Origin of the sequence: Sorangium sp. So ce321 (assembly GCF_051530195.1) — a bacterium.
Classification (GTDB): domain Bacteria; phylum Myxococcota_A; class Polyangia; order Polyangiales; family Polyangiaceae; genus Sorangium.
In genome coordinates, this window is record NZ_CP150329.1 from 7,428,160 (window position 1) to 7,454,779 (window position 26,620).

Genomic DNA, 26,620 nt, shown 5'->3' on the forward strand with positions numbered 1-26,620 from the left:
CTGTGCTCGTCGAGCCCGCGGCAGGGAGATGAGATCAGCGCCTGAGCGGCGCCGCGCGAGCTCCTTCGGCGTGATGATTCTTACAACAGGAGGCAGGCTCCTGCCAGGCAGCAGAGTCGCGATCGCGCCGGCTTTCCGTGCGACGCCGCGGACGGCTGTGACGCGCTGGGCGCCCCGCGGCGGAGCTCGCGGGAGCGGCCTCGCGGGGCCGCCGTCCGCGACTGACAGAGCGGCGCCGTCGTTCTGGACGACGGGGCGCGGCGCGCGGCGGGGAGCGCCGCGATACCGAGGCTGCCGCACGAGGAGCGCCGCCCTGGGACCTTATCGGCTGAAGTGGGCTGCGCAGGGCGTGACCAGAGCGCCGCGGGGCTCGCGGACGTCGCCGCGGGAGGAGCGTTGATGTCGAGTCTTCGCAGCCCTCGATTGCAGAGATCGACCAGCTCTTCGGAAATGCGGTCTGCAGGCCACGATAAAGCTGCAAGTCGGGTCGCTTTCATGCCGTCCGGCCGCGCGCCGCGCGGCGCGCGCGCGCCGACATTTGCCTTTCTCCAGCGCTCCGGCGCATCCCACATCGGCGCTGCGAGGCGGTATCGAGACGCGCCGGCGCGGCGGCGGTCAGGCGCGATGAAACGGGGCAGAACGCTCACCCGGCGCGGATTCAGACAATGCACTTTCGCCGTCGCCGTCCGGCAGACACAGAAGGCCCGAGCGGCAGGCTCTGCACACGCGCTGTCAGGCACGCAGCCTGCTCTTCAGTCAGCCCAGCATGCCACCGCGGGCCCGATGGCCATCGCGGGGCATGGAAGGAGGACGGATGGTTAGCTCGATCGATATGAAGATGGCGCAAGCGGCGATGCTCTTTTCCGTGCTGATGACCGGGTGCGCGGTGGGCGCGGTGGCACCGGAAGAGGCCGACTTGGAGCAGGCCGACGTCGACGTGGCGTCGAGCGAGCAGGCGCTGGAGGAGGGGGAGCAGGACGAGACGCGGGGCGGCGTGATCCCGGGCAAGACCGATATCGGTGCTCCGATCGGCAAGGGCGGGCCGATCCAGGGTCCCATCGGCAAGGGCGGGCCGCTCCTTCCGGGCATCGGCGGGCCGATCCAGGGCCCCGTGGACAAGGGCGGGCCGATCCAGGGCCCCGGCGCGCAGGTCGGCCAGCAGCCCTTCCCCGTGGGGCAGGCCGGGGGCTTCCCCGGCGGCGGGGGCTTCCCCGGCGGGCCGTTCGGCGGCGGTAGTCCGTTCGGCGGCTTCCCGGGTGGGACGCCGGGCGGCTTCGGGTGGTCCCCGTACGGCGGCCTCGGCGGCGGCCTCGGCGGCGGCCTCGGCGGCTACCCCGGCGGCCTCGGTGGCCTCGGCGGCTACCCCGGCGGCCTCGGCGGTGGCTTCGGCGGCTACCCCGGCGGCCTCGGCGGCGGGCTCGGCGGCCTGGGCGGGCTCGGCGGGCTCGGCGGCGGGCTTGGCGGGCTCGGCGGGCTCGGTGGCCTCGGCGGCCTCGGCGGCGGACTCGGCGGCCTGGGCGGCGGCCTCGGCGGCCTGGGCGGCGCTCCGTACGGCTCCTTCGCCCCTGGGACGTTTCCCTGACGCTCCCTGAACACGCCGGCCACGCTGCCGGCCGAGCACCGCGGTGACCGACTCGACGGGCCGCCGGATCCTCCTGCGGAGAGCCGCACCAGCTCCCCTCGAGGCCGGCGGCCCGTCCGGCGGCCTGCCCGTCGAGACACGCGCAGCCCCGCCGGCGCGCTCGCGCCGCACGCGCGCGGCGATCGCCTCGTTTCCTCGCAGTTTCACCTCGATCCACGCATCCCACGCATCCGCGGGCGGCCTCGGGCGCGGCCGCGCTGCGCGCCGACTGCGCTCGCGCCGGCGCGCGCGCGGGGCGCTATACCCGCGGGAAAGGTTGGACCCCCGCCGCGCTGTCGAGGCAGCATACGGCGATGGAAGACGTCCCCCTCCTAGAGCGCGAGCCGGAGACCAACATCTTCGGTGAATCCATGGTGGTGTTCCACACGGCCGCCGATCTCATCGGCCTGGCTCCCCGCATCCGGCTGGAGCTCGAGCAGCCCGACTACGAGCACATCTTCTATGTCACCACGCAGCTCCAGGACCGCCTCGTCCCCTTCCGCGGGGAGGCGGCCGCGGCCTACGAGCGGCTCCCTGCGTCGGTGATCCCGAACCGCGCCGCCATCACCCCGCTCTTCAACGGCAATCTCATCCTCCGCCCCGAGGCGCTCCGCAGCGGCTCGATCCACGTGCAGGACGGCGTGATCCGCCTCGGCGACCAGGGGCTTTACCGGATCCAGCCCGGCGAGTTCGCCCGCTTCAAGGCATATCGAGTCCAGCACAACCAGGCGAGAGGGCCTTACAAGGGCGGGCTGCGCTTCCACAAGGCCGTGTCGCTCGACCTGTTCAACGCGCTCGCCGCCGAGATGACGTGGAAGACCGCGATCGCCGACGTCCCGTTCGGCGGCGGCAAGGGCGGCATTCGCATCGATCCGCGCGAGTACAGCAAGGAAGAGCTCGAGTCGATCTCGCTCCGGTACATGTACCGGCTCAAGCAGCTCATCGGGCCCAACGTGGACATCCCCGCGCCGGACGTGGGCACGAACGCCGAGGTGATGGCGTGGCTCCTCCGCCAGTACAGCGACGGCGAGCGCGAGCGGCACAACCACCGCGGCGTCGTCACGGGCAAGGACGTGCGCATCGGCGGCTCCGAGGGGCGCGTCAAGGCGACCGGGCAGGGGCTCGCCTACTGCATCGAGGAGTGGTACGCGCAGCGCGGCATCTCCCTCGCCGGAGCGCGCTTCATCGTGCAGGGCTTCGGCAACGTCGGCTCCGCCGCTGCCGAGATCCTGTGCCGCATGGGCGCGCGGTGCGTCGCGGTGCAGGACGCCGACGGCGCCATCTACGACCCGAACGGCATCGAGGTCGGCGCGCTCATGACCTACGTGAACGAGAACCCGGCCAACCTCCGGCGCTCGGTCGCCGGCTACGGCGGGGCCCAGGCGATCCCGCGCGACGATTTCTGGAGCGTCGACGCGGACATCTGTATCCCGGCCGCGCTCGGCGACGCGATCACCGGCAAGGTGGCCGAGCGGCTCAAGGCGAAGCTCGTGGCCGAGGGCGCCAACCGCCCGACGACGACCGAGGCGGACAAGGTGCTCGCGGAGCGCGGCATCAGCGTCATCCCCGACATCATCGGCAACGCGGGCGGCGTGACCGTCTCCTATTACGAGTGGATCCAGAACAAGCGCATGGAGCACTGGACCGAGGGCGAGGTGAACACGCGGCTCGAGCGCGCCATCAAGAGCAACTACCGCCTGATCTGCGATATCGCGGAGAACCGGCCGCGCCGCACGGAGGACCACGACTCGACAAGGCTCGTCGTCGGCAAGCGCCTGCCGATGCGGCTCGCCGCGATGGTGCTCGCGCTCAAGCGGATCGAGGCGCACTACATGCTGGAAGGGTTCTCCCAGTAGCGGCGCCTCCGGCCGGGCGTCGCGCGGCGCCTACCGCGCGACGCCGTAGCCGAGCTTCTTGATGCCGTAGACCTTGATCTTGTGCTGCAGCGTGCGGAGCGGCAGCTCCAGGCGCCGCGCCGCCTCCGTCTGGTTCCAGTCGGACGCGCGCAGCGCCTCGAGCAGGAGGTCGGCCTCGATCTGCTCCAGGCGCGTCTTCAGGCCGCCCGCCATCGGGGTCGCCGACGACGCCGGCTCCAGCCCGCGCAGGGGCTCCGACGGGCGCTGGGACGCGGCCGGCACGCCGGGATCGGACGCGCGCGAGACGTCGGCGGCGCGGGCGGGCGCGGGCAGCACGCTGGAGGCGGTCACCGCCGCGCGGACGCGCTCCGGGAGATCGCGCGCCATGATCGTCTCGCCCTCCGCGATCACCACCGCCCGCTCGATCGCGTTGCGGAGCTCGCGCACGTTGCCGGGCCACGAGTAGCTCTTCAGCAGGACCAGCGCCTCGGACGCGATCGACTGGACCCGGCTCGGGTGCGCCGCGTTCGCCTGCTTCAGGAAGCCCGCCGCGAGCGCCGCGATGTCGTCGCGGCGCGCGCGGAGCGGCGGGATGTTCAGCGTCATCGCGTTCAGCCGGTAGAGCAGATCGAGCCGGAACGTGCCCGCGTCGCACATCGCGTCGAGGTCGCGGTGCGTCGCCGCGATCACGCGGACGTCGACCTCGATCTCCCTGGTCGCGCCGACGCGCGTCACCCGCTTCGTCTCGAGCACGCGCAGGAGCGCGGCCTGCGCGGCCGCGGGCAGCTCGCCGATCTCGTCGAGCAGCACCGTGCCGCCGGCGGCCGCCTCGAAGACGCCCTTCTGCTGCTGGCTCGCCCCGGTGAAGGCGCCGCGCTCGTGGCCGAAGAGGGTGCTCTCGATGAGCAGCGCGGGGATCGCCCCGCAGTTCACGCAGATGAGCGGCTCGCCGCGGCGCGGGCTGCGGTCGTGGATGAACCGCGCGAGCACCTCCTTGCCGGTCCCGGTCTCGCCGCGCAGGAGCACGGGGATCGAGGAGCGCGCGGCCCGCAGCGCCACCTCGACGAGCGAGCGCATGAGCGGGCTCTTGGTCGCGAGGACGTGGCCGTCGGCCTCCCACTCGCCCTCCGGCGACGCGCCCGGGGAGCCCTCCTCCTCGGGCGGCCGGGCGCCTTCGACCTTCGGCGCGACGAAGAGCAGCGCCCCCTCCGGCGCCGCGAGGTGCACGGGCTCCGCCGGGCTCGCGCTCCGCGAGGCCTCGTGGCTGACCTCGATCAGCTTGTCGATGGTGGTCGCGGCGTCGGGGAACACGGCGACCCCCGCGACGAGCACGGGCTCGCCCTCGCGGCGCGCGACGATCGCCCGCGCGAGCTCCTCCGCGAGCTCGGGCGTGACCTCGGGGAGCAGGATCTCGAGGGTGTCGGCGCTGTAGAAGGCGACGCGATCGACGGGCCTCAGCGCCTCGCGCACGCGCAGGCCCCAGTGGCGGAGGTGGCTCGCCTGCACGCCGAGCGAGCGGACCACGACGAGCGCGAACTTGCGGCTGAAGAACCTGGACCGCACGATCTCGGCCTGCAGGGCGACGCGGATCGCGTCGGACCCCTCCAGGCCGAACGGCGGCAGCTCGCTGCCGGCGAGCACGTGCACCGAGGCGACGATGCCGCCGAGCAGCACCTCGTCGCCGGCCTTGACCACGCCGGTCTCGACCCGCTGCCCGGAGATGCGCGTGCCGTTGCGCGAGTTGAGGTCCTCGACCACGACCTCGCCGCCGATCAGCGTGAAGCGCGCGTGCCTGCGCGAGATGCTCCTGTCCCGGATCACCACGTCGGCCGGCGGCTCCCTGCCGACGACCACGCCGACGCCGGGGCTCATCGGGGCCATCTCGACGCCATCATGATGATAGACGAGCAGGAGCACACGCCGCTTCTCCGAGCGCGCTCCCTGGATGAGCTCCCCTGTCTTGAATGACAGCGGTGCCGTCGTCGCCATGGGGCCGGTGCTGTGACCGCTCACACTGCCCAACTACGCCTCATTCCTTCCAACGGCAATCAGGAAGCAGCGTCGCGGACCTCGCGGTCTGCGCGCATGCGGCCTGCGGGCGGGCGGTCTGCGGACGTGGACGCGTGCCCACGCCCCGCGCGCGCCGCCGCCTCGCGCCCCGCGCCCCGCGCCCCGCGCCCCGCGCCCCGCGCCCCGCGGCAGCATGGTAAGGTGGCCGCATGCTCCGCCTCAACGCCGAATGGACACAGGTGCTCCGCCGGTACAAGGAAGACCACCAGGACCCACGCAACCAGGCGTGTCACCAGATCGGCATACCGCTGATCGTGGCGAGCTTCCCCGTGGGCGCGACGCTCATCGGCCTCCCGCTCGCGGCTGCGATGTTCGCGACGGGCTGGGGCTTCCAGTTCGCAGGCCACGTTTTCGAGGGCAAGAAACCGTCGTTCGTCGACGACAAACGGAGCTTGATCGTCGGCGTGCTCTGGTGTCTCGACAAATACGGCCTGCGCGTCTTCGAGGAGACGCCCGAGGCCTGACGCGCCGCAGCAGGGCCCGCTCACCGCTGCCGCCAATGCCCACGACGGTTCTGCGGAGGCGCCGACTACCAGATCCGGGAAAACTGGAATTTTGTATTTGCGACCGTTGTGCTGCGATGCGCAAAGCTTGCTTGACGTGATGCGCGCACGGTCGTACCTGTGTCGTGGGCGGGGGGCGACGACTCTTCTTCTTTCTGGGGGTTCCCGGCGGGCACCGCGTCATTCGGCGCTTCGGCGTGTGCCCGCCGCCTGCTCCCGTCGACGACAGGCTCCCGGAGCGTTGTGACCGGCCCGCCGCCGCAGGCGACGAGATGGTCGAGGACGGCCAGATGAGGAGACGGGAGATGGGGTGTGCGCAAAGCATGAGGGGGAAAGTCGCGGTGATCACCGGGGGCACCTCGGGGATCGGGCTCGCGACGGCATCCGCGCTGGTGCGGCAGGGCGCCCGGGTCGCCGTGCTCTGCCGCAGGACCAGCTCCGAGGGCGCGAGGAAGCTCGCCGCCCTGAAGGCGCTCGGCGAGATCGATCTCGTCGAGTGCGACCTCGGCCGGCTCGCGTCGGTGCGCGCGGCCGCCAGGCAGGTGGCTGACCGGCACCGGGCCGTTCACCTGCTCGTGAACAACGCGGGGGTGTTCCTGCGCGAGCGCGCCGAGTCGGCTGACGGCCTCGAGATGACGTTCCAGGTGAACTACCTGTCGCATTTCCTGCTGTCGAACCTGCTGCTCGACCGGCTCGAGGCCGCGGGCGGCGCGCGCGTGGTCAACATGGTCGCGCCGGTGGACAGCATCCGGCTCGACTTCGACGACCTCATGTCGAAGCGCTCCTATTCGTTCCTCTCCGCCTCCGCGCGGTCGAAGCTCGCGCTCGTGCTCGCCGCGCGCCGCCTCTCGGAGCGGCTCTCGGGCACGGAGGCCCAGGTGCTCTGCTACTACCCCGGGCTCGTTCGATCCGGGCTGTTCGAGGGGACCTCGCGCGTCCTCAAGACGCTGATCGACGTCGTGGGCGCGACCCCGGCGCAGGCCGCGGCGAACCTCCTCGCGATCCTGGCCGACAGCGCGCCAGCCGAGAGCCCCGCCTTCTTCGAGCGCACCAAGGTGAGGCCCCTCAAGGGCATGGCCACCGACGGGGAGGCGGCCACGCGGCTCTGGGACATGAGCACGAGGCTCGTCGGCCTCCCCTGCTGATCGCGCGCTCCCCTGGACGCCCGCCGCGCGCGGTGACCCGCACGGAGCCCGCGGCGAGCAGCGCCGCGGCCGGCGGTCCGCGCGTCGGTGACGTTCAGGCGGGCGCCTCCGCGCCCCGCTACCGGGGTCCCCGCCGCTTGGGGTCCGCGGCGAGCGAGGACTGGACGCGCTCCACCTCGCGCGCGATCGCCTGCACCGCCGCGGTCGCGCTCTCGATCGTCCCGGCGCGCGCCTCCCGGTCGAGCCGCGCGCAGAGCTCCTTCAGGTTGAGCGCAGCGAGCTTGTCGGCGCTCTCGTAGAGCGCCCACGCGAGCCGCTCGAGCTCGCCGAGCGCGCCCCGCGCCGCGGCCTCGCGCATCGCGGCCACCCGGGTCGGGGCCTCCGTCAGGAAGAGCTCGATCATCTCGGCGACGACGTCGGGCTCGATCGCGCGCAGCCCGCCCCGCGGCCTCGCGGGAGCGGCGGGCTGCTCGCGCCGCTGGACCGGCGGGGGCGAGGGCGTGACCAGGGTCGGCGGGGCGAGCTCCACGCTCGGCGGGGCGGCGTCGTGCGGCACGGCCTCGTACGACCCGGATCGCGACGACGCGCCGAAGGTCCGGAGGACGCGGTCGACCTCGTCCTGCTTCAGCGGCTTCGCCAGGGCGTCGTCCATCCCCGCCGCGAGGCACCGCTCGCGCGCGTCGCGCCCGGCGCCCTCCGTCATGGCGATGATCGGCGTCCGCCGGTCGGGGCGATCGGCGCGGCGGAGCTCCGCGACCGCCGTGTGGACGTCGTGGCCCGGCGAGCGGCAGGCCACCAGCACCGCGGCGTAGCCCGCGCGGCGCGCCGCCTCGGCGGCGGCGCGGCCGCTGCCCGCCACCTCGACGCGGTAGCCGCGCTTCTCGACCATGAAGGCCGCGACCTTCTGGCTCACCGCGTCGTCGTCGACCACGAGGACCCTGGGGCGCGATGAGCTCCGCGCGTCGGCCGACGGCGGCCCCCGGCGCGACCTCGGCGCGTGCGCGCGCACCCCCGCGGCCACGTGCTCCGGCGGGAGCCCCGCGAGCAGCCGCAGGCTCGATTGCAGCTGCGCGCGCCGGATCGGCTTGATGAGGACCGAGTCGATCTCGGCGCGGCTCGGCGCTTCCCTGCCGGGGTACGTCATGAGGACGCTGCGCACGGGCGCGATCGCGGCGTCCGCCTTGATGCGCTGGAGCAGCCTCAGGCCGTCGAGATCGGCGAGCTCGAGGTCGATCAGCACCATGTCGTAGGGCGACCCGGCGTCCGCCGCCTGGCGCAGCGCGGCGAGGGCCTCGGCGCCGTCGGCCGAGGTGCTGCACGCGAGGCCGAGCTCCTCGACCAGCCGCCGCACGACCCGGCGCACCGAGCCGCTGTCGTCGACCACGAGCACCCGCTTGCCGGGCAGGTCGATGCGCGGGATGAGCGCGCGCTCCGAGCCGCGCCCGCGCCGCTCGAACGGCAGCACGACCGCGATCCGGCGGCGACGCGCGCCGGGCTCCTCGGGGGCGCGGAGCTCGCCCCCCATCGCGCCGACGAGGCGCCGCGCGACAGCGAGCCCGGGCGCCGTGCTCGCGTCCAGCTCGGGCGCGGGCCTCGGTCCCCCGCCCGGCGCGTCCCCTGCCCCCGGCTCCTTCACGCCCGCGTCGAGCCCTGTCCCGCCCGCGAAGCGCACGTCGAAGCGCACCCGCACGCCCGCTCCCCCGGGCGCGCGCGGCCCCTCGCCGCCCTCGCCGTCATCGTCGAGCGTGGCGCGCACCAGCACCTCGCCGCGGGGCGCCGCGCGGATCGCGAAGGTCCCGACGCTCAGCAGGAGCTGCTGCAGCCGCGCCGCGTCGCCGCGCACTGCGCCTGGCACGTCGGACTCGATGTCGAGCACGAGCTCGGTCCTGTCGTCGTGCGCGCGCTCGCCGAGCACCTCCGCCGCGTCCTCCACGGCCCGGCGAAGGTCGAAATCGACGCGGGCGACGGGGAGCGCGCGGCCGCCCGGCTGCACGAGATCGATGAGGTCGTCGATCATCGAGAGCGCCGTGTCGCCGCTGGTCCGGGCGCGCCGGGCCCAGGCGCGCTGCTCTGGATCGAGCTCGGAGTCGAGCAGCAGGCCGCTGACGCCGATGATCCCGCTGAGCAGCGTCCGGATCTCGTGCCGCATCTGCGCGAGGACGCCGGCGTCGCCCTCGTCCTCGGCGCGCGTCCCCGGGCGCGCAGCGCGCTCCTCGGGCGTGAGCGCGCGCTCCGCCGATTCACTGCTCCTCGTCCCGGGGCCGCTCTCTGGGCTGCTCCGGCGCTGCTCCTTGCCTGCCATCCACGCCCCGACACGATCTGGCGCCCGCCCCGCTCGAGCCCGCGACGCCGGAGCTTCAAGTGTACTCATTACAATGTGCAGGAGAAAAGTTTAGCGTGGGCGCTCGAACGACGGCTCGGCGCCATCTCGCCGCCTCCCACGGGATCGGCCGGGAGAGGTCGAGCGCTTCGTCGTACATCCGCGCGGCGCGGCGGCGCAGCGTGCTGAGCCACCACGAGGTGGGGCGCTGGGCGGGGGGTTTACGGGAGACCGGCTGGGGCGCTGCGAAGAGCATCGAACGAGGGTGCCCGTCGTTGACGGATGCGGATCCTCGACCGCTCGAGACGGCACGGGAGCGCAGTTCCATCGCGCCGCGCACGCAGGAGCACGTCGCCGCACCCGCCCGCGGCATGCGCGTGACGCGCGTTCGTCGAGGTGGCGCCCTTTGTACGCCCCCCCGGCTGGGATACCATAGTCGACCCACCGTGTTCTTCGAGCAGCTCGAGCTCCCTCTCGGAGGGCTCTATCCCCAGACCGAGCCCACGCGCATCCCGCGGACCCGACGCGTCTTCGTCAACCGCAACCTCAAGCTCGCGGGGGTCGACTGGGTGGGCTTCGACATGGATTACACCCTGGCGATCTACAACCAGACCGAGATGGACAACCTCTCGATCCAGGGGACCGTCACGAAGCTCGCCGCCCGCGGCTACCCCGAGGAGCTCCTGCGGCGCCTCCGCTACCCGATCCACTTCCCCATCCGTGGCTTGCTGATCGACAAGCGCTTCGGCCACGTGCTCAAGATGGACCGGTTCAAGGTGGTCCAGCGCGGGTACCACGGCCTCCGGGAGCTCACGAAGGAAGAGCTCAGGTCGCTCTACCAGCACCGCAAGATCCGGCCGAACACCGCCCGTTACCACTGGATCGACACGCTCTACGCGCTGAGCGAGGCCACGCTCTACGCCGGCATCGTCGACGCCCTCGAGGAGCGCGGCGTCCCCCTCGACTACGCGCGGCTGTTCACCGACATCCGCGAGTGCATCGACGAGGCCCACCGGGACGGCACCATCCTCGACGTCGTCCTCTCGGACCTGCCGCGCTTCGTGCAGCGCGACCCGAACCTGGCGCAGACGCTCCACAAGTTCCGCTCCGCGGGCAAGAAGCTGTTCCTGCTCACGAACTCGCGCTGGCCGTTCACCGAGAAGATGATGACGTACCTGCTCGGGGACGCGATGCCCGAGTACCCGAGCTTCCGGCACTACTTCGACGTCATCGTCGTCGCCGCGCAGAAGCCGGCGTTCTTCCAGGAGCGCCGGCCGCTCCTCATCCGCGACGGCGCCGAGACCCGCCCCGCCACGCCGCCGCTCGAGCGCGGCGCCATCTACGAGGGGGGCAACCTGCTCGACTTCGAGAAGTTCCTGAACATCTCCGGGGACCGGGTCCTCTACGTGGGCGATCACATCTACGGCGACATCCTCCGCTCGAAGAAGGAGAGCGCGTGGCGCACGGCGATGATCATCCAGGAGATGGAGGCGGAGGTCGCCGCCCACGAGTCGTGCCGCCGCGAGCACATGGAGAGCGCGATGCTCGAGGGGCGCCGCGAGGAGCTCGAGGACCAGCTCCGCTTCTACCAGCAGCGCTACAAGGACCTCACCCGCAAGATCGAGGAGGAGCAGCACAGGAAGAACGGCGCCGCCAACGGGGGCGGCGCCCCGCTGCTCGCGGAGGCGAACGGCGGCCCGGTCCAGATCGACTATGCGACGTCGTTCTACGAGGCCGAGCGGGGCCGGACGAAGCGCGCGGTGGAGCGCATCCGCGGCCAGCTCCGGGCCGTCGACGCCGAGGTCGGCAAGCTGGAGCGCGAGATCGCACGCCGCTTCCACCCTTACTGGGGCTCGCTGCTCAAGGAGGCGAACGAGACCTCCAGCTTCGGCGATCAGGTCGAGGAGTACGCCTGCATCTACACGTCGCGCGTCTCCAACCTGCTCGCCTACTCTCCGCTGCAGTACTTCCGGAGCCCGCGCGACCTGATGCCGCACGAGCTCTGATCGCCAGGGCCCCTGCCCCGCGCCAGCGCGCGGGCGCCGCTTCAGGAGATCGACATGAGCATCGCCCACCTCCGCCCGCTGGTCCTCGCGCTCGCCGCCCCGGCCCTCCTCTCCTCGGGCTGCGGCAAGCGGGCCTGCTTTCACTGGACCGAGCTCGAAGGCGCGTGCCCCTCCAGCGAGGAGGCGCGCGTGTTCTTCGAGAACCCTGGCTGCCTGAGCGCGATCGAGTCCATCGACAGCCAAGGGGACTTCGACGGCGAGCTCTGCTGCTACGACGTCACCACGGTCGACACCAGCGACGAGGACTGCGGGACCGCGCCGCCGTCGAAGCCGAAGCCGCCCAGGCCCGTGCCCGGCGGCGTCGGCGTCGGCGGGTTCTCCGGCGCCAGGTAGCCGCCGCGCCGCGCGCCCCGGCGCCGGGCGCGGCCCACGCGAGGCGCGGCCGCGTCACTTGCAGCAGCGGAAGCCGGTCGAGTAGTCGTGGTACCCGGTCGAGTGCGCGGTGGTCTTGTAGTCGCAGCCGTCGCCGTGCCGGGCGCTGTCGAGGTAGTAGCCGCCGCGGAAGGTCCCGCGCGCCGCGCTCGTCCACTCGTGCAGGTTGCCGACCATGTCGTGGACGCCGAAGCTGCTCTTGCAGCGGCGGAACGATCCCGTCGACGCCAGCGTGCCCTCCAGCTGGTTCAGGCGGGCGTCGTTCATGTTGGCCCACGTGAAGGCCGACAGCGGGGCCTCGCCCCCTTGGCCGAAGTAGCGGTTGAACGACGAGACGCCGCCGTCGTTGCAGGCCCCGCGCTCCCGCTCGCGCCCGTAGGGGAACACCGTGGCGCGCTTGCCCTTGCAGGCGGTGACCCACTCCTCGTCCGTGCAGAGCCGCTTGCCGGCGTTCTGGCAGGCCGCCTCGGCCTGGTTCCGGCTGATGTAGGCCTGCGGCTTCACGCCGCGCCGGCTCAGCGCCTTCACCTTCAGCTTGCCGACCGGCTCGAACGGCGAGTGCCGGCGCTTGCCGCCGCCGGGGAGCAGCTCGACGGTGCTCGCCTCGAAGCGATCGATGCAGAACTCCCCGCGGACCGAGGCCATGCCCGCGGGGCACCCCTTGCGCGCGGCGGCAGCCGGCCGGGGGCTCGGCAGCCCGAGGACCGCGAGGCCGAGCGCCGCGACGCCCGCGGCGACGGCCATCGATCGCGCGAGCGACAGGGGCCGGTGCGCGCGGGGGTGAGGCGGGTGGGGCGGTCGCATCGCGGGGAGGCCGAGGCCCGGGCGGGCCGTGTCCCATAGCCGATCTGCGCCGATGCGGGCAAATCTCCGCAGGCTGCGCGCGCGCGTTCGCCGCTGGACGCCGCGGCGATTTCGGTCACCCTCCCGCTCCCATGACAACCACTGCCCCGCTCGTCGCGGCCCCCGCGGCCGCGGGCTCGCCCGGCGACCTCCCCGCGGCCGTGCTCCGGAGCTCGCCCGCGGACTTCGTCGTCGAGGAGCTCCCCGCCTACGCGCCGAGCGGCCGCGGCGAGCACGTGTTCGTGACCTTCCGCAAGACGGGGCGCACGACGCCCGACGCGGTGCGCGCCCTCGCGCTCGCGCTCGGGGCCGACCCGAACAGCACCGGCTTCGCCGGCATGAAGGACCGGCACGCGATCACCACGCAGACCGCCTCGATCCAGCTCCCGCTCGCGCGGGATCCCGCGCCCCTGCTGGCGCAGGCCGAGCTGCCGGGGATCGAGATCCTCGCCGTCTCTCGCCACGACAACAAGCTCAAGCCCGGGCACCTCGTCGGCAACCGGTTCCGGATCACGCTCCGGGGCATCGACCCCGCCGCGCTGCCGCTCGCCGAGCGCCGCCTCGCCGAGATCGGCCGCGCCGGCGTGCCGAACGCCTTCGGGCCGCAACGGTTCGGTCGCAACGGCGACAACCCCGACCGCGCGCTCGCGTGGATCACGGGGCGGGAGCGCGGGCCGCGCGACAAGCGCGAGCAGCGCCTGCTCTTCTCGGCGCTGCAGTCGCTCTGGTTCAACGAGGTGCTCGCGCGCCGCGAGGCAGACGGCAGCTGGAGCGCCGTGCTCCCCGGCGACCTCGCCAAGAAGCGCGACAGCGGCGGGCTGTTCCTCGTGCCGCTCGAGGGCCCGGAGCTCGCGGACGCCGAGGCGCGCGCCGCCGCGCTTGCGATCTCGGCCACAGGCCCGATGTTCGGCCGGAAGATGCGCTGGCCCGAGGGCGCCCCTTTCGCGCTGGAGCGCGAGGTGCTCACGGCGGCGATCGGCGACCCCCGCAGGCTCGACGCGTTCGCCCACGCCGGCGAGGGCACGCGGCGCCCGCTCCGGCTGGAGGTCGACGACCTCGAGGTGTCGGCCGCGGGGCCGGGCGCCGGGGAGGCCACGGCGGTCTCGGGAGCGCCGCCCGCGGCGGTCGATCCGGGCGCAGGGCAAGGAATCGTCGTCTCGTTTGTGCTACCGAAGGGCGGCTACGCGACGACCGTCCTTGGGCGAGTCTTTCGGCTCGTCGACGCCTCCGCTCCCCAGCCCTCCATCAGCAGGCCGGGGGCGGCTGGCGCCCCCGCTCCGGAGGAGGACGACGCAGTCGAGGAAGGGCAGCCCGGCGCCGGACCGTAGGACCTCTCGAAGCGCGGCTCCCACCCACCACACCATCGGGAAAGGCACCAAGGAACAAGATGAACCTCGTCGAGTGGCTGCAGCGCATCATGGTCGGATTCGGGGCCGCCTGGGTCATGTGGCTGATGATCGGCCTCAGCGTCATCTCGGTCGCCATCATCCTGGAGCGCGCCTGGTTCTTCTGGTCCCTCCGCGACGATCTCTCCGTGCTCGCGCGGGACCTCCGGACGTCGCTCGACGACTCGATCGAGGCGGCGCGGAGGCGGATGGAGGCCTCGCCCTCCGCCGAGGCCGCGGTCGTCTCGGCCGGGCTCGCGGTGGCGCACCAGGGGCCCGAGGCGGCCGAGGAGGCCATGGCCGGCGCCGCGGCGCTCCAGCGCATGAAGCTGGAGCGGCGCCTCGCCTACCTGGGCACGCTGGGCAACAACGCGCCGTTCATCGGGCTGTTCGGCACCGTCATCGGCGTCGTCGGCGCCTTCGACGCGCTCGGCCAGGCGGCGAAGACGCCGGTCGCGCAGGCCGCGTCGCAGGCCATGGCGCCGCAGGCGGTCATGTCGAGCATCGCCGAGGCGCTCGTCGCGACGGCCGTCGGCCTCGCGGTCGCCATCCCCGCGGTCGCTGCGAACAACTTCTTCCTGCGCAAGATCAAGTCGACGCTGGCCAACACCGAGGCGCTGACGCGGGTCCTGCTCGCGCACCTCAAGATCGACCCGGCGTTCGCCGGGGCCGCGCCCGCCGTCGCCGCCGAGCCGCGCGCCAAGGTCGCGAGGGCGGCGCGGCAGGAGGAGCTCAAGAAGGGCGGCGCGGGCGAGGAGGAGCGCTGATGGCCGCCACGAGCCGCAACGACGACGACGAGATGATCAGCGGCATCAACGTGACGCCGCTCGTCGACATCACCCTCGTGCTCCTCATCATCTTCATGGTGACCGCGAAGATCATCGTCTCGCAGTCGCTCCCCCTCGACCTGCCGAAGGCGGCGCAGGGGCAAGAGGTGCAGCTCGTCTTCGGGCTCGAGCTGCACGCGAACGGCGACACGTTCGCCGACGGCAAGAAGCTCGCGGGCGAGGACGCGATCCTGCCGATCGCGCGCGAGGCCCAGGCGAAGAACCCGGAGCTCCGCGCCGTGATCCGCGCCGACACGACGGTCCCGCACGGGCGGGTGATCCGCGCGCTCGATCTGCTGAAGCAGGCGGGCGTCTCCAAGATCGCGTTCGGCGTGACGCCGATCGCGCCCGAGCCCGGCGCGGCGCCGGGTGCCGCGCCGGGCGCCCCGGCCGCGCCTCCCCCGGTCGCGCCCGCGCCGGCAACACCGAGCCCCGCGCCCTGAGCGCGCCGAGCGAGAGCTTATGAGCCAGGCCACGAGCGATCGCGCCGCGGGGGCGATCCACGACGGGCGCCGCCGCCGAGACAGGCGCGGCGGCGCTGACCCTGGGGGAGCCCCGGAGCCCCCGACATCGCTCGCCGCCCCGGCCGCGGGCCGCGCCGGGGACCGGCGTCGCGCCGCGGATCCGCTCGCCGCGGTGCTGACGCTCGGCGACCGCGCCTCGCGGGTCGGCGCCTTCCTCGGGGTGACGCTGGCGCTCACCAGCCACAGCGCGGCCTCGGCCCGGGCCATCGTCTCGGGCTCGCTGCACGACATGCGGCAGATGGTCACGGAGATGCGCGTCGGCATCCACGACTACCTCTGGGCGATGTACGAGGTCGACGTCACGCCGCCGAAGGTCGAGGAGCCCAAGCCGCCGGAGCCCGAGCCGCCGGCGCCCGAGCCCGAGCCCGTCCCCAAGGTCGCGCCGCCTCCCCAGGCGAACACGCCGCCGCCCAAGGACGACCCGTACGAGCCGCCCCCCGCCGCCGCCGAGGCGGCGAAGGTCCTCACGCGCGAGCCGGATCCCGAGGAGGTCCTCGACATGACCGATCGCGGCATCGCGAGCGGCGAGGGTCAGGGCGTCGGCTACGGCCAGGTCGCCGGCGCGGGCACGGCGAAGGCCCCCACGTTCAACCCGAACGCGAAGGTCGGGGGCGTCGTCGGGGGCAAGGGCACGGGCGACCCGGTCCCGCCGCCGGTCCCCGCGGGGCCGGACCGCTCGGCTCCCCCTGGCCTCGTCGGCAGCAGCAACTGGAACTGTCCTTTCCCGCCGGAAGCCGATGTCGACCAGATCGACCAGGCGAAGGTCGTCCTCATGGTCACCGTGCGGCCCGACGGCAGCCCGCTGTCGGTCAAGGTCGTCAGTGATCCCGGACACGGTTTCGGTCGCGCCGCGCGCATGTGCGCGCTCAGCCGGCGGTACACGGCCGGCAAGGATCGCGCGGGCTCCCCGATCGCCGCCACGACGCCGCCCATCACGGTGAGCTTCACGCGGTAGGTTCGCGCCGCGAGCTCCCTTAAAATTCGCTTCACGGCCGGCGCCTCGGCTATTCTCCGCGGCAGCTTGTGATCGTCCCCGAACGGATCGAGCAGCTCTCGAAGGTCCCCCTGTTCAAGGGCCTCACCCCGGCCGCGCTCGAGCTCATCTCGCGCGTCGCCAGCGAGGAGACGCACGCCCTCGGCACCAAGATCTTCCAGCACGGGGATCCGGGCGACAAGCTCTACATCCTGCTCGAAGGCAGGGTCCGGATCAGCCGCGAGATCGCCGGCATGGGCGAGGAGGCGCTCGCGGTGCTCGGCCCCGGCGCGGTGTTCGGCGAGATGGCGCTGCTCGACGAGGCCCCCCGCTCCGCCGACGCGCGCGTCCACGAGCGGTGCCGGCTGCTCACCGTGTCGAAGGACGCGTTCGAGGACCTGCTCTTCCTGCACAAGGAGCTCGCGTACGAGGTCCTCTGGAACGTCGTCCGGATGCTCGTCCAGCGGCTCCGCGAGACGAACAACAAGCTCACGTTCCTCTCTGTCTCAGGCAAATTCGAGTAAAGTGCGGGCCCGATCGCCCGGCGACCGTGGGGGCGCGTCCCAGGCGGCGCGGCCCTGTGTACAGGGGCGCGACGGTCCGCTCACGCATTGACGATCCCTTGGAGGACTATGGCAGCCAGGATGAAGCACGCAGCGCTCGCCCTCGCGCTCTTGATGGGCGCCTTCGCAGGAGCATGTGGCTCCGCCACGCCGCCGCCCGAGACGGCGGCCGACAAGGACGACTTCGACGGGGAGTCGAGCCCGGGCGACGACAGCGCGACCGCCGGATCCGAGAGCGCGAAGCCGGCGAAGTCGGACAAGACCGCGGGCAAGGACAAGGACGCGGAAGCGGACAAGGGTGACGAGGACGAGGCGCCCGCCAAGTCGACGCCGCTCCAGGCGACCAAGTTTGAGGCCGATCTGAAGAAGATCGGGATCAACCTCAAGAAGATCCCCGAGCTCGAGAAGCTCCCGTCGGCGCAGAAGAAGAAGGTGATGCCGCTGCTCCAGAAGGCGCTCGGCTACGACACCTGCCAGGGCTGCCACGCCGAAGGCGACTTCAAGAAAGAGACGCGCGACATGAAGGTCGCGCGCGAGATGTGGCGTCACTTCGTGGTGCCGCTCCGCAGCGAGAGCGGCGGCACGCTCTTCTGCGACAGCTGTCACTCAGGGAACGAGCACGTCCTGAACCGCAAGGACAAGAAGGCCCTGCAGGCGTTCATGGAGGAGGAGTACCAAAACAAGCTCGCGCGGGCGAACAAGGAGGACATGGAGTGCGGCACGTGCCACGGCGACGCCATGGAAACCAAGATCATCGAGAAGCTCTGGAATATCCCGGAATAACGGGACTATCCCCGGCCGCCTCGCTCGCGCTCCTCATCCGATAGCGCGAACTCCCGGGCTCCGGCGAGCTCGGAGCGCCTCGCCTGCCTGTTATTCGTTAATTATCTTACACTATTGGCGGAGCTGCCCTGGAGGTCTGCCCCGCGCTCCGACGTCGCACCGGCGTCCACCTCCCGCCCGCGCCGGCGCTCGGCCGCCTCATCCTTGACGAGAGATCGCCATGACGGTGGGTCATGCCCCGTTTTCGTACTAGATAGGCGGCATGTGCGGTGTGTTCGGAATCTTTGGCCACCCCGAGGCGGCCAACATGGCCTACCTCGGGTTGCACGCGCTCCAGCATCGAGGGCAGGAATCTGCCGGTATCGTCAGCAGCGACGGGGAGCGCCTCTTCGGCCACCGCGCCATGGGGCGGGTGCAGTCCGGCTTCTCGCCGTCCGATCTCGCGACGCTGCCCGGCGATCGCGCGATCGGCCACGTCCGCTACTCCACGGCGGGCGGCTCGCACCTGAAGAACGCGCAGCCGCTCGGCGTCGACTACGCGCGCGGCTCGCTCGCGGTCGCGCACAACGGCAACCTCACGAACCACGAGGCCCTGCGCGATCAGCTCGAGGCGCGCGGCTCGATCTACCAGACCGCGAGCGACACCGAGTCGATCGTCCACCTCATCGCGATGAGCAGGAAGGAAGAGCTCCGCGATCGCATCGCCGAGGCGCTGAAGCAGGTGGAGGGCGCCTACTCGCTGCTGTTCTTGACGGAGCGCGAGATCATCGCCGTGCGCGATCCGCGCGCGATCCGGCCGCTCTGCCTCGGCGAGATGGCGAGCGGGACCGGCGTCGCCCACGTGGTCGCGAGCGAGTCGACGGCGTTCGACCTCATCGGCGCGCGCAAGGTGCGCGACGTCGCCCCGGGCGAGATGCTGATCATCAGCGCGGACGGGGTCCGCTCCGAGTTCCCCTTCGCGCCGGAGCAGCGCAAGCTCTGCATCTTCGAGCACGTCTACTTCGCCCGCCCCGACTCGACGCTCCAGGGCGTGAGCGTCTACGAGGTCCGCAAGGCGTTCGGCCGGCGCCTCGCCGTCGAGCAGCCCGTCGAGCCCGGCGACGACCTCGTCGTGATCCCCGTGCCCGACTCGGGCTTGCCGGCGGCGATCGGCTTCGCCGACCGCGCCCGCGCGCCGTTCGAGATGGGGCTCATCCGCAGCCACTACGTCGGCCGCACGTTCATCGAGCCGCAGCAGTCGATCCGGCACTTCGGCGTCCGGCTCAAGCTCAACCCGAACCGGGCGGTGATCGAGGGCAAGCGGGTGGTCGTCGTCGACGACTCGATCGTCCGCGGCACGACGAGCCGGAAGATCGTGAAGATGATCCGCGACGCCGGCGCCCGCGAGGTGCACGTCCGCATCTCCAGCCCGCCGACGCGCTGGCCCTGCTACTACGGCGTCGACACGCCGACGCGCTCGGAGCTCATCGCCTCGAGCCACTCCGTGGAAGAGATCACGAGCTACCTGACGGCCGACAGCGTCGGCTACCTGTCGCTGGAGGGCCTGGTCGAGAGCGTGCGGTCGGTCGAGGTGCGCGAGGGCAACGCCTCGATCCCGCGGCCGACGGCGGACAGCTACTGCCACGCCTGCTTCTCCGGGAGCTACCCGATCCCCTTCACGCCGGCCGCGCCGAACAGGCAGCTCCGGATGGTGAGCGGTTGACGCTGCCTCGCTCTGACGCCGAGGGTCTGCCGATGAGCGAAGGCACCGCCAAGCACGCCAGCGCGGACCGCGCCGCCGCCGCGCCGCTCTTCGCGCGCGTCGCCGACGAGGTCTCGATCTACGAGGTGAGCCCCCGGGACGGGCTCCAGAACGAGTCGGCGATGATCTCGCTCGAGGGCAAGCGGCGGCTCGTCGCGGCGCTCGTCGCCGCCGGCCTCCGGCGGATCGAGATCACGAGCTTCGTCTCGCCGAAGTGGGTCCCGCAGCTCTCCGACGCCGAGGAGCTCGCGAGGACGCTCGTCCCCGAAGACGGCGTGACCTTCAGCGCCCTGTGCCCCAACGCGCGCGGCCTCGAGCGCGCGCTCGCGGTGGGCCTGCGCGAGATCGCCGTGTTCCTGAGCGCGAGCGAGGCGCACAACCGCGCCAACATCAACAAGTCGATCGACGACACGCTCTCCGTGTTCTCGGAGATCGTCCCTCCGGCCCGCGAGGCGGGCCTCGCCGTGCGCGCCTACGTGTCGACGGTGTGGGGCTGCCCCTACGAGGGCGACGTCGATCCCGCCCGCGTCGTGCGCATCGCGGAGCGGCTCATCGAGCTCGGGTGCTACCAGGTCTCGCTCGGCGACACGATCGGCATCGGCACCCCGCGGCAGACGCACGACATCGTGCGCCGCTTCCTCGACGCGATGCCGCCCGAGCGGTTCGCGCTGCACCTGCACGACACGCGGGGCACGGCGCTCGCCAACATCCTGATCGGCCTGGAGCTCGGCGTGCGCGACTTCGACGCGTCCGTGGCCGGCGTGGGCGGCTGTCCCTACGCGCCCGGCGCGGCGGGCAACATGGCGACCGAGGACCTCGTGTTCATGCTCCACGGGATGGGGGTCCGGACCGGCATCGATCTCGACAAGCTCATCGAGGCGGGCAACATCGCCGAGCAGGTCATCGGCCGCCCGCTCCCGGGCAAGGTCCACCGCGCCGGCCCCTTCCGGCTGCGCCGCCAGCCGACCCGGAGCTGAGCCGTCCCCGCGCCACTGCCGCGGGGCTGTCAGTTGCCCGCGACGCAGCCGAGCCGGGTGAAGAAGACGTGGTGCTCGCCGCCCTCGCGATCGTCGCGGAAGAGGATGCCGACGTCGCCCTCCGGCCCGAACGTCGCGATCGGGCTGATGCTATCGCGGGGCGCGAAGGTGAGCCGCTGCTCGTCGCTGAGCGGCACGAGGTCCGCGGTCACGGTGACCGCGTAGAGCTCGTAGCCGTCGTTCTGATCGCGATCGTCCGAGTAGATCGCGAGCACCCGGTCGCCGAGCGCGCGCAGGTAGGGATACCGCGAGCGGAACGGGCCAGGGTTCGAGATGGCCGTGGGCGGCGTGAGGAGCTCGCCGTCCTCCGAGATCGCGGCCGCATAGATGGCCTTGGGGCTCGCCGACTTGTCGAACCATGCGACCACGTAGCGATCGCGGTTCCAGACCACCGTCGGATAGACAGCGTCGGTCTCGCCGTCCGTCAGCCGCACGATCTGCGAGATCGGGTCGAGCTCGGCGGAGAACGTCTGGAACTGGATGACGTGCGTGACCGCGTCGCCCGTCGACCAGGCCACGCCGATGCCGCTCTGGCCCGCGGCCGCGGCGGGCGCCTCGTTGCCGAAGCCGCTCGACGAGTCGGTGAGCTGGACGTTCTCGCCGATCAGGTTGCCGTCGATGTCGATGCGCTGGGCGAACAGATCGAAGAGGCCGTTGCGCTCGTCCTGCCAGACGGGGATGAACTCCGAGCCGTTCCACGTGAGCGCCACGTTGACCGAGAAGCCGAACGCCTCGGAGAGCCGCCGATCGCCGCCCTCCACCTTCTGGCCGTTCTCGTCGAGCAGCGAGAAGTACACCTCGTAGTCGCCGTCGCGCCGGTCCTGCCACGCGGCGCCGTACCGGTCGCCAACCCACACGATGGGCCCGCCGGAGGCGTCGCCGTTCTTCGGCGTGATGATCTCCTCGCCGGGCGCGAGCGGCTCGCCTTCCACGCTGATCATCGATCGGTACAGGTTGAAGCCCTGCGTGGTCCCCGTGTAGAGCGCCGCGTAGGAGGTCCCGCTCCAGGCGAGCCCGCCGGCGCCGGCCGGCGCGATGTCGCCCGAGATGCGGGTCGCGTCCGCGTCGAGCGGCACGAAGCGCGCGCCGTTGTCGACCGTGCCGTCGCAGTCGTTGTCGACGCCGTCGCAGATCTCGCGCCCGCCGGGGAAGGCGGCGGCGCTCGCGTCGTCGCAGTCGTCGCCGCACGCGAGCGGCTCGCCGGGGACCGTGCCGGGCAGCGACGCGCGGAAGCCATCGCCGTCGGTGTCGAGCGTCGACGGCCCGTAGGTGCACGTCCCTGTCGCGCTCTCGCAGGTGTCGCGGGTGCAGGGGTCGCCGTCGTCGCAATCGACGGGCACGAGCTCGACGCACGTCCCGCCGCGCCGCTGCGGCCCGCCGCCCGCCGCGCCCTCGGGAGGCGCCGCGCCGCCGTCGGGCGCCTCCGCCGCGAAGAGCTGGCAGAACACCGGCTTGCAGAGGTCGTCGGCGCCGGGGCAGTCGGCGTCGACCATGCACTCCGGCGCCGGCGGCGGGATGTTCAGCCCGGTCCGCGCGCCACACCCCCCCGAGAGCGCGGCGCCGCCGAGGGGGATCCCGACCAGGACCAGGGTCAGGGCCGTCTTCCGATGCGCGCGCCGAGCGCGCCGATCCACCGAGCGTCTCGTCACAAGCATCCGCCGATCCCCGCCACGTCGATCGGCTCGCACACGAGCCCCGGACTGCAATGGTCGTCTCCGCTGAGCTCGCAGAGCTCGACGCACTGCGTGCCCGACCCGGTCACGACGCAGGCGAACCCGGCGCCGCACTCGCCGCCGCCGCTGCACGGATCGCCCTGCCCCCCGGGGCCGGCCGGCGCGCAGAAGGCGCCGTAGATCTCCTGCCCGCACGGCTCACTCGGATACTGCACGAAGATGAAGCACCCCTCGCCGGGCCCGCAAAAGCCGCTGGACTGATCGTAGGGATCGCACTGGAAGTCGGTGATCGGCTCCACGTCGGGGCAACCGGGATCGACGTACTCGTCGAGCGTGTCCTTTCCCGCGTCAGCGCCTCCCTCGCCGTTCGGGACGGGAGGCGCGCCGGCCTCGCCGCCCCCGCCACCTGCAGACGGTTCGTCCACGATGACTGTATGGCCGCAACCGACCGCCAGACCCAGCCCAGGGAGCGGTGCGCAGAGAAGTGTCAGGAAGAGCGAGAAACGCCGTCGCATGGCGCCATGCTATCGATTCCTCGCGCGCCCGCCATGCATTTGGCGGCGAGGGCAGCGTCCTGACGCGACCGCGAGAGGTGGATCCTTTCCCCCAGGCTGCAATCCCACTTGCCTGTTGGCCGGCTCTCTGATGTATCTCTCAACAATGCACAAGCGCAACCTGCTCAGTATCGCACTCCTCGCTGCTTCCCCCTTGGCGCTCGCCCACCTCATGGCTTGCGGCGGTGACAACGCGACCGGAGGAGGCGGGGCGAGCTCTTCCAGCACCACGTCGAGCACCACCGGCGAAGGCGGCGGCGGCGGCGGCGGCGGTGAGACCGGCGGCGGCGGCGCGGGCGGTGATGGCGGCGCGGGCGGCGGCGATGGCGGCGGCGGTGGCGAGGTCAGCGGTGAGGCCGCCGACCACCTGCTGATCTCGGAGGTCGTCGTGTCGCCTGGAGCGGCCGAGTTCATCGAGATCTGGAACCCGACCGATGCCGAGATCGACCTGACCAACTACTACCTTTCGGACAACACCGTTTATTATCTCATCGCAGCGGGTGAACCCTGGAACCCGAACGCCAGCGCAGGGACGGACTTCCTCGTCCAGTTCCCTGCCGGCACCGTGATTCCGGCGGGGGCGCACCTCGTGCTCGCGAGCCACGACGGCTTCGAGCTCGAGTACGAACGGTGCGCCGACTTCGCGCTTGACGAGACGCCCATCCCCTGCGGGGGGGAGGACATTCCTCCCATGCTCGCGCCCGCGAACGGCGCGCTCGGCGCGCAGTCCGGCGGGCTCCTCACGGGCGATGGAGAGATGGTGATCCTCTTCGAGTGGGACGGGACGGAGGAGAGCCCGGTCAGGGACGTCGACTACGTCATCTGGGGCGCGGAGCTCGGGAACTCCGAGATGGCGTACAAGACAGGGAAGACCGGCTATGCCGATGACACCTCGCGCGCCAGCCAGCGGGCGGCCGCGGTCGCCGGCGACAGGCAGAGCATCGCGCGCTGTGGCAATCTCGAGTACGGCGAGCTGTTGACCGAGGGCAACGGCATCACCGGGCATGACGAGACCAGCGAGTGGCTCGACGTCAGCTTCAAGGTGTCGGACGCGCCGTCGCCCGGTGAGGCGAGCGACTGCGAGTAGCCGGCCTCCGTCGGCGCACCGAGCTCGGGCCCTGGCCGCGCGTCGCCGCGCGGCCGGGCTCGGCGGCGGCGCTCGACGTCATCTGACGTCAAGCGCCGGGACGCACTTACTGCCGGGTGATCGTCACCTTCTTGATGACGGGCGGGGTGACCGGGCGCTCGCCCTTGACATCGACGCTGGCCAGCTTGTGGACGAGCTCCTCGGGCCCGCACTCGCCGAAGATGGTGTAGCCGTTGTCGAGGTGGAACGCGGCCGCGTCGGTGATGAAGAACTGGGCGGAGTTCGTGTTCTTGCCGCGGTTCGCCATGCACAGAAGGCCCGCGCGGTCGTGGCTGCCTTCCTCCCAGACCTCGTCGGGGATCACGTAGCCGGCCTCCCCGGTGCCGTTCTTCTTCGCGTCGCCGCCCTGGATCATGAATCCCTTGATGATCCGGTGGAAGATCGTCCCGTCGTAGGCGGGCTTCTTCTCCCACGCCCCCTCCGGCGTCTTCCAGGGCCGGATGCCGCGCGCGAGGCCGACGAAGTTGGCGACCGTGATCGGCGCCTTGTCGTCGAACAGCTTGCAGGACAGCGCGCCGAGATCGGTCTCGATCGAGGCGGTCAGCGTCTTGCCCGGCGGGAGCCCCTTGGTGGCGTCCTCGAGCGTCCACTTGCCCTTCACCGGGTCGTCCTCGCTGGGCTTGACCTCGGCGACGGGCCGCGCGGTGACCTTGCGTCGCTGCGGCTGAGGGCGCTCCTTTTCCGCCTCCGCGTTGCCCCCGGCCGGCTTCGACGCGGGCGCGCCCGTCGACGCGGGCGTCGTCTTCGGCTTGGGCGTCTCTTCGGCCGTGGGCTCCGGGGTCTTCGAGCATCCTGCGAGGACCGCCAGCGCGGCGAGGGTGGCGATGGACTGGGTGGAGAAGGCTCGGACAATCATCGGGCAACGATTTCGCGCGTCGCGGTCCGGCGGTCAAGGACGAGCCTCGCCGTGGTAGGAAGCGGCATGAGCTCGCGCCGCGCCCTCGCGACCCGTCTGTCCTCGCTCGCCCCGCTCGCCCCCGCCCTGGGCGCGCTGCTGCTCGCGAGCGCCCTCGGGGCCTGCGAGCGCCGGGTCGATGAGCCGGTGCCGGTCACCCCCCGCAGCGCCGTCGTCGGCGTCCCCGCCCCTGACGTCGCGCCGCCGGTGTCGACCGGGACGCCGGACCAAGGCCGCTGCATCCACGCGACCCCGGCGACGCCGGAGCGGCCGCTCCCGACGCGCGCCGGCCCGGACCCGGCGTGCCCGGAGGACCCGGCCAGCCCGTTCCAGCTCGCGACCGGCAAGGTGATCTTCCTCGAGGCGAAGGCGCCCGACGTCGTGGTCGAGATCGCGCGGAGGGAGAAGGAGCGCGCCCGCGGCCTCATGTACAGAAAGAGCATGCCGGAGAACCGCGGGATGATCTTCGTCTTCGAGCAGCGGAGCAACCACTCGTTCTGGATGCACAACACGTGCATCCAGCTCGACATGCTGTTCATCGACAGCGATGGAACGATCGTCGGTATCGAGGAGAACACTCCGACGCTCAACGACTCGAGCTTCGAGGTCGGCTGCCCCTCGACGTACGTCCTCGAGCTGAACGCCGGCTGGGCGCGGCGCCACGGCGTCGTCGCGGGCCAGAAGGTCCGGCTCGAGGGGATCTGACGCGCGCGTGGCGCGCGATCCGATGCGCTCCTCGGCCAGGGCGGCCCACGGCGCGGCGGGGCGGCGCTACATCCCCGGGAACAGGCCGAGCTGCCGCGCGGCGAGCGGAGCGCGCGCCGCGCCGGGCGGGGGCGCTGTGTCGAGAACGAGCGGCCCGCGCGGCGGCGCCGCGAGCAGGCGCGCGCGCTTGCCGAGGAGCGCGTCGCGGGCGGCTGCGAGCGCCAGATCCGGGCGGTTGTTGTTCTCCGAGAGGTGCATCAGCGCGACCGTGTGCGTGCCGCCCGGCAGCGCCGCGAGCAGCGCGCAGGCCTGCGCGTTCGACAGGTGGCCCCGCGCCGAGAGGATCCTGCGCTTGAGGTGCTGCGGGTACGGGCCGGCGTCGAGCATGTCCTCGTCGTAGTTCGACTCGAGCATCAGGACGTCGCAGCCGGCGACGTGCTCGAGGAGCCCCGGCGGGACCTCCCCGAGATCGGTCACGAGCGCGGCCCGGCGCGCGCCGTCGTCGACGACGAGCGCGACCTGCGCCGCGTCGTGCGGCAGCGGCCTCGGCGAGAAGGTGAGCGCGCCGATCGCGAACGGCTCGCGCGGCGAGAAGAGCCGGACGCGCTCCGGATCGCCGAGGTGCGCGGCGCGCGCGGTCGCCTCCGAGGCGTAGATCGGGATCTTGTGCTTCTTGTTGTACCTGGCCGCCACGCCGACGTGGTCGGCGTGCGCGTGCGTGATGACGATCGCGTCGGGCGTCCACTCCGACGTCGGACGGGACGTCGAACCCGACGTGCAATCCGACGTGGAACCGCGCGCGCCGGCCGTGGCGGCTGCCGCGAGGCACTGCGCGAGCACCCGGGGCCCGACGCCCGCGTCCACGAGGACGCGCGTGCCGCGGGAGGCGAACAGCGTGGCGTTGCCTCCGCTCCCGCTCGCGATGATGGTGATCTGCATGCCGGGCTCCGCGGAACGGGTGCTCCTGTGAGCCGTAGCGCAGGCGAGGGCCTGGCTGCAAGCGCGCTGAGCCGCGCG

At 72.3% G+C, this 26,620-nt stretch carries 23 protein-coding genes and 1 pseudogene; 16 read left to right on the forward strand and 8 right to left on the reverse strand.

Annotation, left to right across the window (positions count from 1 at the left end; genetic code table 11):
• Nucleotides 1-814 precede the first annotated feature (814 nt).
• Together WME89_RS27270 and WME89_RS27275 are read left to right on the forward strand one after the other, a co-directional pair.
• The gene (locus WME89_RS27270; protein WP_438002642.1) at nucleotides 815-1,582 is read left to right on the forward strand and encodes a hypothetical protein; all 768 of its coding nucleotides are present in this window, start codon (nucleotides 815-817) and stop codon (nucleotides 1,580-1,582) included.
• A gap of 353 nt (nucleotides 1,583-1,935) precedes the next feature.
• A complete protein-coding gene (locus WME89_RS27275; RefSeq protein WP_438002643.1) occupies nucleotides 1,936-3,477 on the forward strand; it encodes a Glu/Leu/Phe/Val family dehydrogenase in 1,542 nt (513 codons plus the stop codon).
• A 30-nt stretch (nucleotides 3,478-3,507) separates the two neighbouring features.
• Here the strand turns inward: WME89_RS27275 and WME89_RS27280 are convergent, their stop codons facing one another.
• The gene (locus WME89_RS27280; RefSeq protein ID WP_438002644.1) at nucleotides 3,508-5,466 is read right to left on the reverse strand and encodes a sigma 54-interacting transcriptional regulator; all 1,959 of its coding nucleotides are present in this window, start codon (nucleotides 5,464-5,466) and stop codon (nucleotides 3,508-3,510) included.
• Nucleotides 5,467-5,696: 230 nt separating this feature from the next.
• Between WME89_RS27280 and WME89_RS27285 the strand changes: the two genes are divergently transcribed.
• The gene (locus WME89_RS27285; RefSeq protein WP_438002645.1) at nucleotides 5,697-6,011 is read left to right on the forward strand and encodes an Mpo1-like protein; all 315 of its coding nucleotides are present in this window, start codon (nucleotides 5,697-5,699) and stop codon (nucleotides 6,009-6,011) included.
• A 362-nt stretch (nucleotides 6,012-6,373) separates the two neighbouring features.
• Complete coding sequence (locus WME89_RS27290; RefSeq protein WP_438002646.1) at nucleotides 6,374-7,195, forward strand: SDR family NAD(P)-dependent oxidoreductase; 822 nt, start codon at nucleotides 6,374-6,376, stop codon at nucleotides 7,193-7,195.
• Nucleotides 7,196-7,313: 118 nt separating this feature from the next.
• Here WME89_RS27290 and WME89_RS27295 read toward each other — a convergent pair whose 3' ends face one another.
• Nucleotides 7,314-9,497 (reverse strand): response regulator, encoded by a 2,184-nt coding sequence (locus tag WME89_RS27295; protein WP_438002647.1) that lies wholly within the window; start codon nucleotides 9,495-9,497, stop codon nucleotides 7,314-7,316.
• Between the two features lie 464 nt (nucleotides 9,498-9,961).
• Here WME89_RS27295 and WME89_RS27300 point away from each other — a divergent pair, with 464 nt between their 5' ends.
• Together WME89_RS27300 and WME89_RS27305 are read left to right on the forward strand one after the other, a co-directional pair.
• A complete protein-coding gene (locus tag WME89_RS27300; protein ID WP_437617542.1) occupies nucleotides 9,962-11,521 on the forward strand; it encodes an HAD-IG family 5'-nucleotidase in 1,560 nt (519 codons plus the stop codon).
• A 54-nt stretch (nucleotides 11,522-11,575) separates the two neighbouring features.
• Nucleotides 11,576-11,914: a hypothetical protein gene (locus tag WME89_RS27305; protein ID WP_438002648.1), complete on the forward strand. Its 339-nt coding sequence runs from the start codon at nucleotides 11,576-11,578 to the stop codon at nucleotides 11,912-11,914.
• A 54-nt stretch (nucleotides 11,915-11,968) separates the two neighbouring features.
• Here WME89_RS27305 and WME89_RS27310 read toward each other — a convergent pair whose 3' ends face one another.
• Complete coding sequence (locus tag WME89_RS27310) at nucleotides 11,969-12,697, reverse strand: SUMF1/EgtB/PvdO family nonheme iron enzyme (protein WP_437663117.1); 729 nt, start codon at nucleotides 12,695-12,697, stop codon at nucleotides 11,969-11,971.
• Between the two features lie 191 nt (nucleotides 12,698-12,888).
• On the opposite strand from WME89_RS27310, the gene truD reads away from it, so the two are divergent.
• From truD to WME89_RS27330, 4 genes are read left to right on the forward strand one after another with little or no spacing between them, the layout of a single operon-like run.
• The gene (gene truD / locus WME89_RS27315) at nucleotides 12,889-14,124 is read left to right on the forward strand and encodes a tRNA pseudouridine(13) synthase TruD (protein WP_438002649.1); all 1,236 of its coding nucleotides are present in this window, start codon (nucleotides 12,889-12,891) and stop codon (nucleotides 14,122-14,124) included.
• A 59-nt stretch (nucleotides 14,125-14,183) separates the two neighbouring features.
• Nucleotides 14,184-14,948 carry a MotA/TolQ/ExbB proton channel family protein gene (locus WME89_RS27320; protein WP_437617547.1) on the forward strand — a complete coding sequence of 255 codons (765 nt, stop codon included), beginning with the start codon at nucleotides 14,184-14,186 and terminating at the stop codon, nucleotides 14,946-14,948.
• Nucleotides 14,948-15,451 (forward strand): ExbD/TolR family protein, encoded by a 504-nt coding sequence (locus WME89_RS27325; RefSeq protein WP_437617548.1) that lies wholly within the window; start codon nucleotides 14,948-14,950, stop codon nucleotides 15,449-15,451. Before WME89_RS27320 ends, WME89_RS27325 begins: the two co-directional genes overlap by 1 nt.
• A 19-nt stretch (nucleotides 15,452-15,470) precedes the next feature.
• The gene (locus WME89_RS27330; protein ID WP_438002650.1) at nucleotides 15,471-16,487 is read left to right on the forward strand and encodes an energy transducer TonB; all 1,017 of its coding nucleotides are present in this window, start codon (nucleotides 15,471-15,473) and stop codon (nucleotides 16,485-16,487) included.
• Here WME89_RS27330 and WME89_RS27335 read toward each other — a convergent pair.
• A pseudogene (locus WME89_RS27335) lies at nucleotides 16,445-16,663 on the reverse strand (hypothetical protein); the annotation flags it as partial. The gene WME89_RS27330 and the pseudogene WME89_RS27335 overlap by 43 nt on opposite strands.
• On the opposite strand from WME89_RS27335, the gene WME89_RS27340 reads away from it, so the two are divergent.
• From WME89_RS27340 to WME89_RS27355, 4 genes are all read left to right on the forward strand, one after another.
• Nucleotides 16,556-17,029, forward strand: a complete 474-nt coding sequence (locus tag WME89_RS27340; protein ID WP_437617550.1) for a cyclic nucleotide-binding domain-containing protein — start codon at nucleotides 16,556-16,558, stop codon at nucleotides 17,027-17,029. The pseudogene WME89_RS27335 and the gene WME89_RS27340 sit on opposite strands and share 108 nt — an antisense overlap.
• Before the next feature lie 120 nt (nucleotides 17,030-17,149).
• Entirely contained in the window at nucleotides 17,150-17,851 is a 702-nt protein-coding gene (locus WME89_RS27345) for a hypothetical protein (protein WP_438002651.1), read from the forward strand.
• Nucleotides 17,852-18,113: 262 nt separating this feature from the next.
• Nucleotides 18,114-19,553, forward strand: coding sequence for an amidophosphoribosyltransferase (gene purF, locus WME89_RS27350; protein WP_438002652.1), 1,440 nt, complete (start codon nucleotides 18,114-18,116; stop codon nucleotides 19,551-19,553).
• Nucleotides 19,554-19,585: 32 nt separating this feature from the next.
• Nucleotides 19,586-20,569, forward strand: coding sequence for a hydroxymethylglutaryl-CoA lyase (locus WME89_RS27355; protein WP_438002653.1), 984 nt, complete (start codon nucleotides 19,586-19,588; stop codon nucleotides 20,567-20,569).
• A 29-nt stretch (nucleotides 20,570-20,598) separates the two neighbouring features.
• On the opposite strand, the gene WME89_RS27360 is transcribed toward WME89_RS27355, so the two are convergent.
• Nucleotides 20,599-22,263 (reverse strand): MopE-related protein, encoded by a 1,665-nt coding sequence (locus WME89_RS27360; RefSeq protein WP_438002654.1) that lies wholly within the window; start codon nucleotides 22,261-22,263, stop codon nucleotides 20,599-20,601.
• 11 nt (nucleotides 22,264-22,274) lie between these two features.
• Nucleotides 22,275-22,727: a hypothetical protein gene (locus tag WME89_RS27365; RefSeq protein ID WP_438002655.1), complete on the reverse strand. Its 453-nt coding sequence runs from the start codon at nucleotides 22,725-22,727 to the stop codon at nucleotides 22,275-22,277.
• 301 nt (nucleotides 22,728-23,028) lie between these two features.
• Here WME89_RS27365 and WME89_RS27370 point away from each other — a divergent pair, with 301 nt between their 5' ends.
• Nucleotides 23,029-23,943, forward strand: a complete 915-nt coding sequence (locus WME89_RS27370; RefSeq protein ID WP_438002656.1) for a lamin tail domain-containing protein — start codon at nucleotides 23,029-23,031, stop codon at nucleotides 23,941-23,943.
• Between the two features lie 106 nt (nucleotides 23,944-24,049).
• On the opposite strand, the gene WME89_RS27375 is transcribed toward WME89_RS27370, so the two are convergent.
• Nucleotides 24,050-24,859 (reverse strand): peptidylprolyl isomerase, encoded by an 810-nt coding sequence (locus tag WME89_RS27375; RefSeq protein ID WP_438002657.1) that lies wholly within the window; start codon nucleotides 24,857-24,859, stop codon nucleotides 24,050-24,052.
• Between the two features lie 66 nt (nucleotides 24,860-24,925).
• On the opposite strand from WME89_RS27375, the gene WME89_RS27380 reads away from it, so the two are divergent.
• Nucleotides 24,926-25,603, forward strand: a complete 678-nt coding sequence (locus WME89_RS27380) for a DUF192 domain-containing protein (protein WP_438002658.1) — start codon at nucleotides 24,926-24,928, stop codon at nucleotides 25,601-25,603.
• A gap of 66 nt (nucleotides 25,604-25,669) precedes the next feature.
• On the opposite strand, the gene WME89_RS27385 is transcribed toward WME89_RS27380, so the two are convergent.
• Entirely contained in the window at nucleotides 25,670-26,542 is an 873-nt protein-coding gene (locus WME89_RS27385; protein WP_438002659.1) for an MBL fold metallo-hydrolase, read from the reverse strand.
• Nucleotides 26,543-26,620: the final 78 nt, after the last annotated feature.

Coding starts and splice junctions, on each gene's coding strand:
- WME89_RS27380 (WP_438002658.1), top strand. CDS start 24,926: ATGAGCTCGCGCCGCGCCCTCGCGACCCGTCTGTCCTCGCTCGCCCCG.
- truD (WP_438002649.1), top strand. CDS start 12,889: ATGACAACCACTGCCCCGCTCGTCGCGGCCCCCGCGGCCGCGGGCTCG.
- WME89_RS27325 (WP_437617548.1), top strand. CDS start 14,948: ATGGCCGCCACGAGCCGCAACGACGACGACGAGATGATCAGCGGCATC.
- WME89_RS27280 (WP_438002644.1), bottom strand. CDS start 5,466: ATGGCGACGACGGCACCGCTGTCATTCAAGACAGGGGAGCTCATCCAG.
- WME89_RS27295 (WP_438002647.1), bottom strand. CDS start 9,497: ATGGCAGGCAAGGAGCAGCGCCGGAGCAGCCCAGAGAGCGGCCCCGGG.
- WME89_RS27320 (WP_437617547.1), top strand. CDS start 14,184: ATGAACCTCGTCGAGTGGCTGCAGCGCATCATGGTCGGATTCGGGGCC.
- WME89_RS27310 (WP_437663117.1), bottom strand. CDS start 12,697: ATGGCCGTCGCCGCGGGCGTCGCGGCGCTCGGCCTCGCGGTCCTCGGG.
- WME89_RS27370 (WP_438002656.1), top strand. CDS start 23,029: ATGGCTTGCGGCGGTGACAACGCGACCGGAGGAGGCGGGGCGAGCTCT.
- WME89_RS27285 (WP_438002645.1), top strand. CDS start 5,697: ATGCTCCGCCTCAACGCCGAATGGACACAGGTGCTCCGCCGGTACAAG.
- WME89_RS27355 (WP_438002653.1), top strand. CDS start 19,586: ATGAGCGAAGGCACCGCCAAGCACGCCAGCGCGGACCGCGCCGCCGCC.
- WME89_RS27305 (WP_438002648.1), top strand. CDS start 11,576: ATGAGCATCGCCCACCTCCGCCCGCTGGTCCTCGCGCTCGCCGCCCCG.
- WME89_RS27345 (WP_438002651.1), top strand. CDS start 17,150: ATGAAGCACGCAGCGCTCGCCCTCGCGCTCTTGATGGGCGCCTTCGCA.
- purF (WP_438002652.1), top strand. CDS start 18,114: ATGTGCGGTGTGTTCGGAATCTTTGGCCACCCCGAGGCGGCCAACATG.
- WME89_RS27375 (WP_438002657.1), bottom strand. CDS start 24,859: ATGATTGTCCGAGCCTTCTCCACCCAGTCCATCGCCACCCTCGCCGCG.
- WME89_RS27385 (WP_438002659.1), bottom strand. CDS start 26,542: ATGCAGATCACCATCATCGCGAGCGGGAGCGGAGGCAACGCCACGCTG.
- WME89_RS27290 (WP_438002646.1), top strand. CDS start 6,374: ATGAGGGGGAAAGTCGCGGTGATCACCGGGGGCACCTCGGGGATCGGG.
- WME89_RS27270 (WP_438002642.1), top strand. CDS start 815: ATGGTTAGCTCGATCGATATGAAGATGGCGCAAGCGGCGATGCTCTTT.
- WME89_RS27330 (WP_438002650.1), top strand. CDS start 15,471: ATGAGCCAGGCCACGAGCGATCGCGCCGCGGGGGCGATCCACGACGGG.
- WME89_RS27275 (WP_438002643.1), top strand. CDS start 1,936: ATGGAAGACGTCCCCCTCCTAGAGCGCGAGCCGGAGACCAACATCTTC.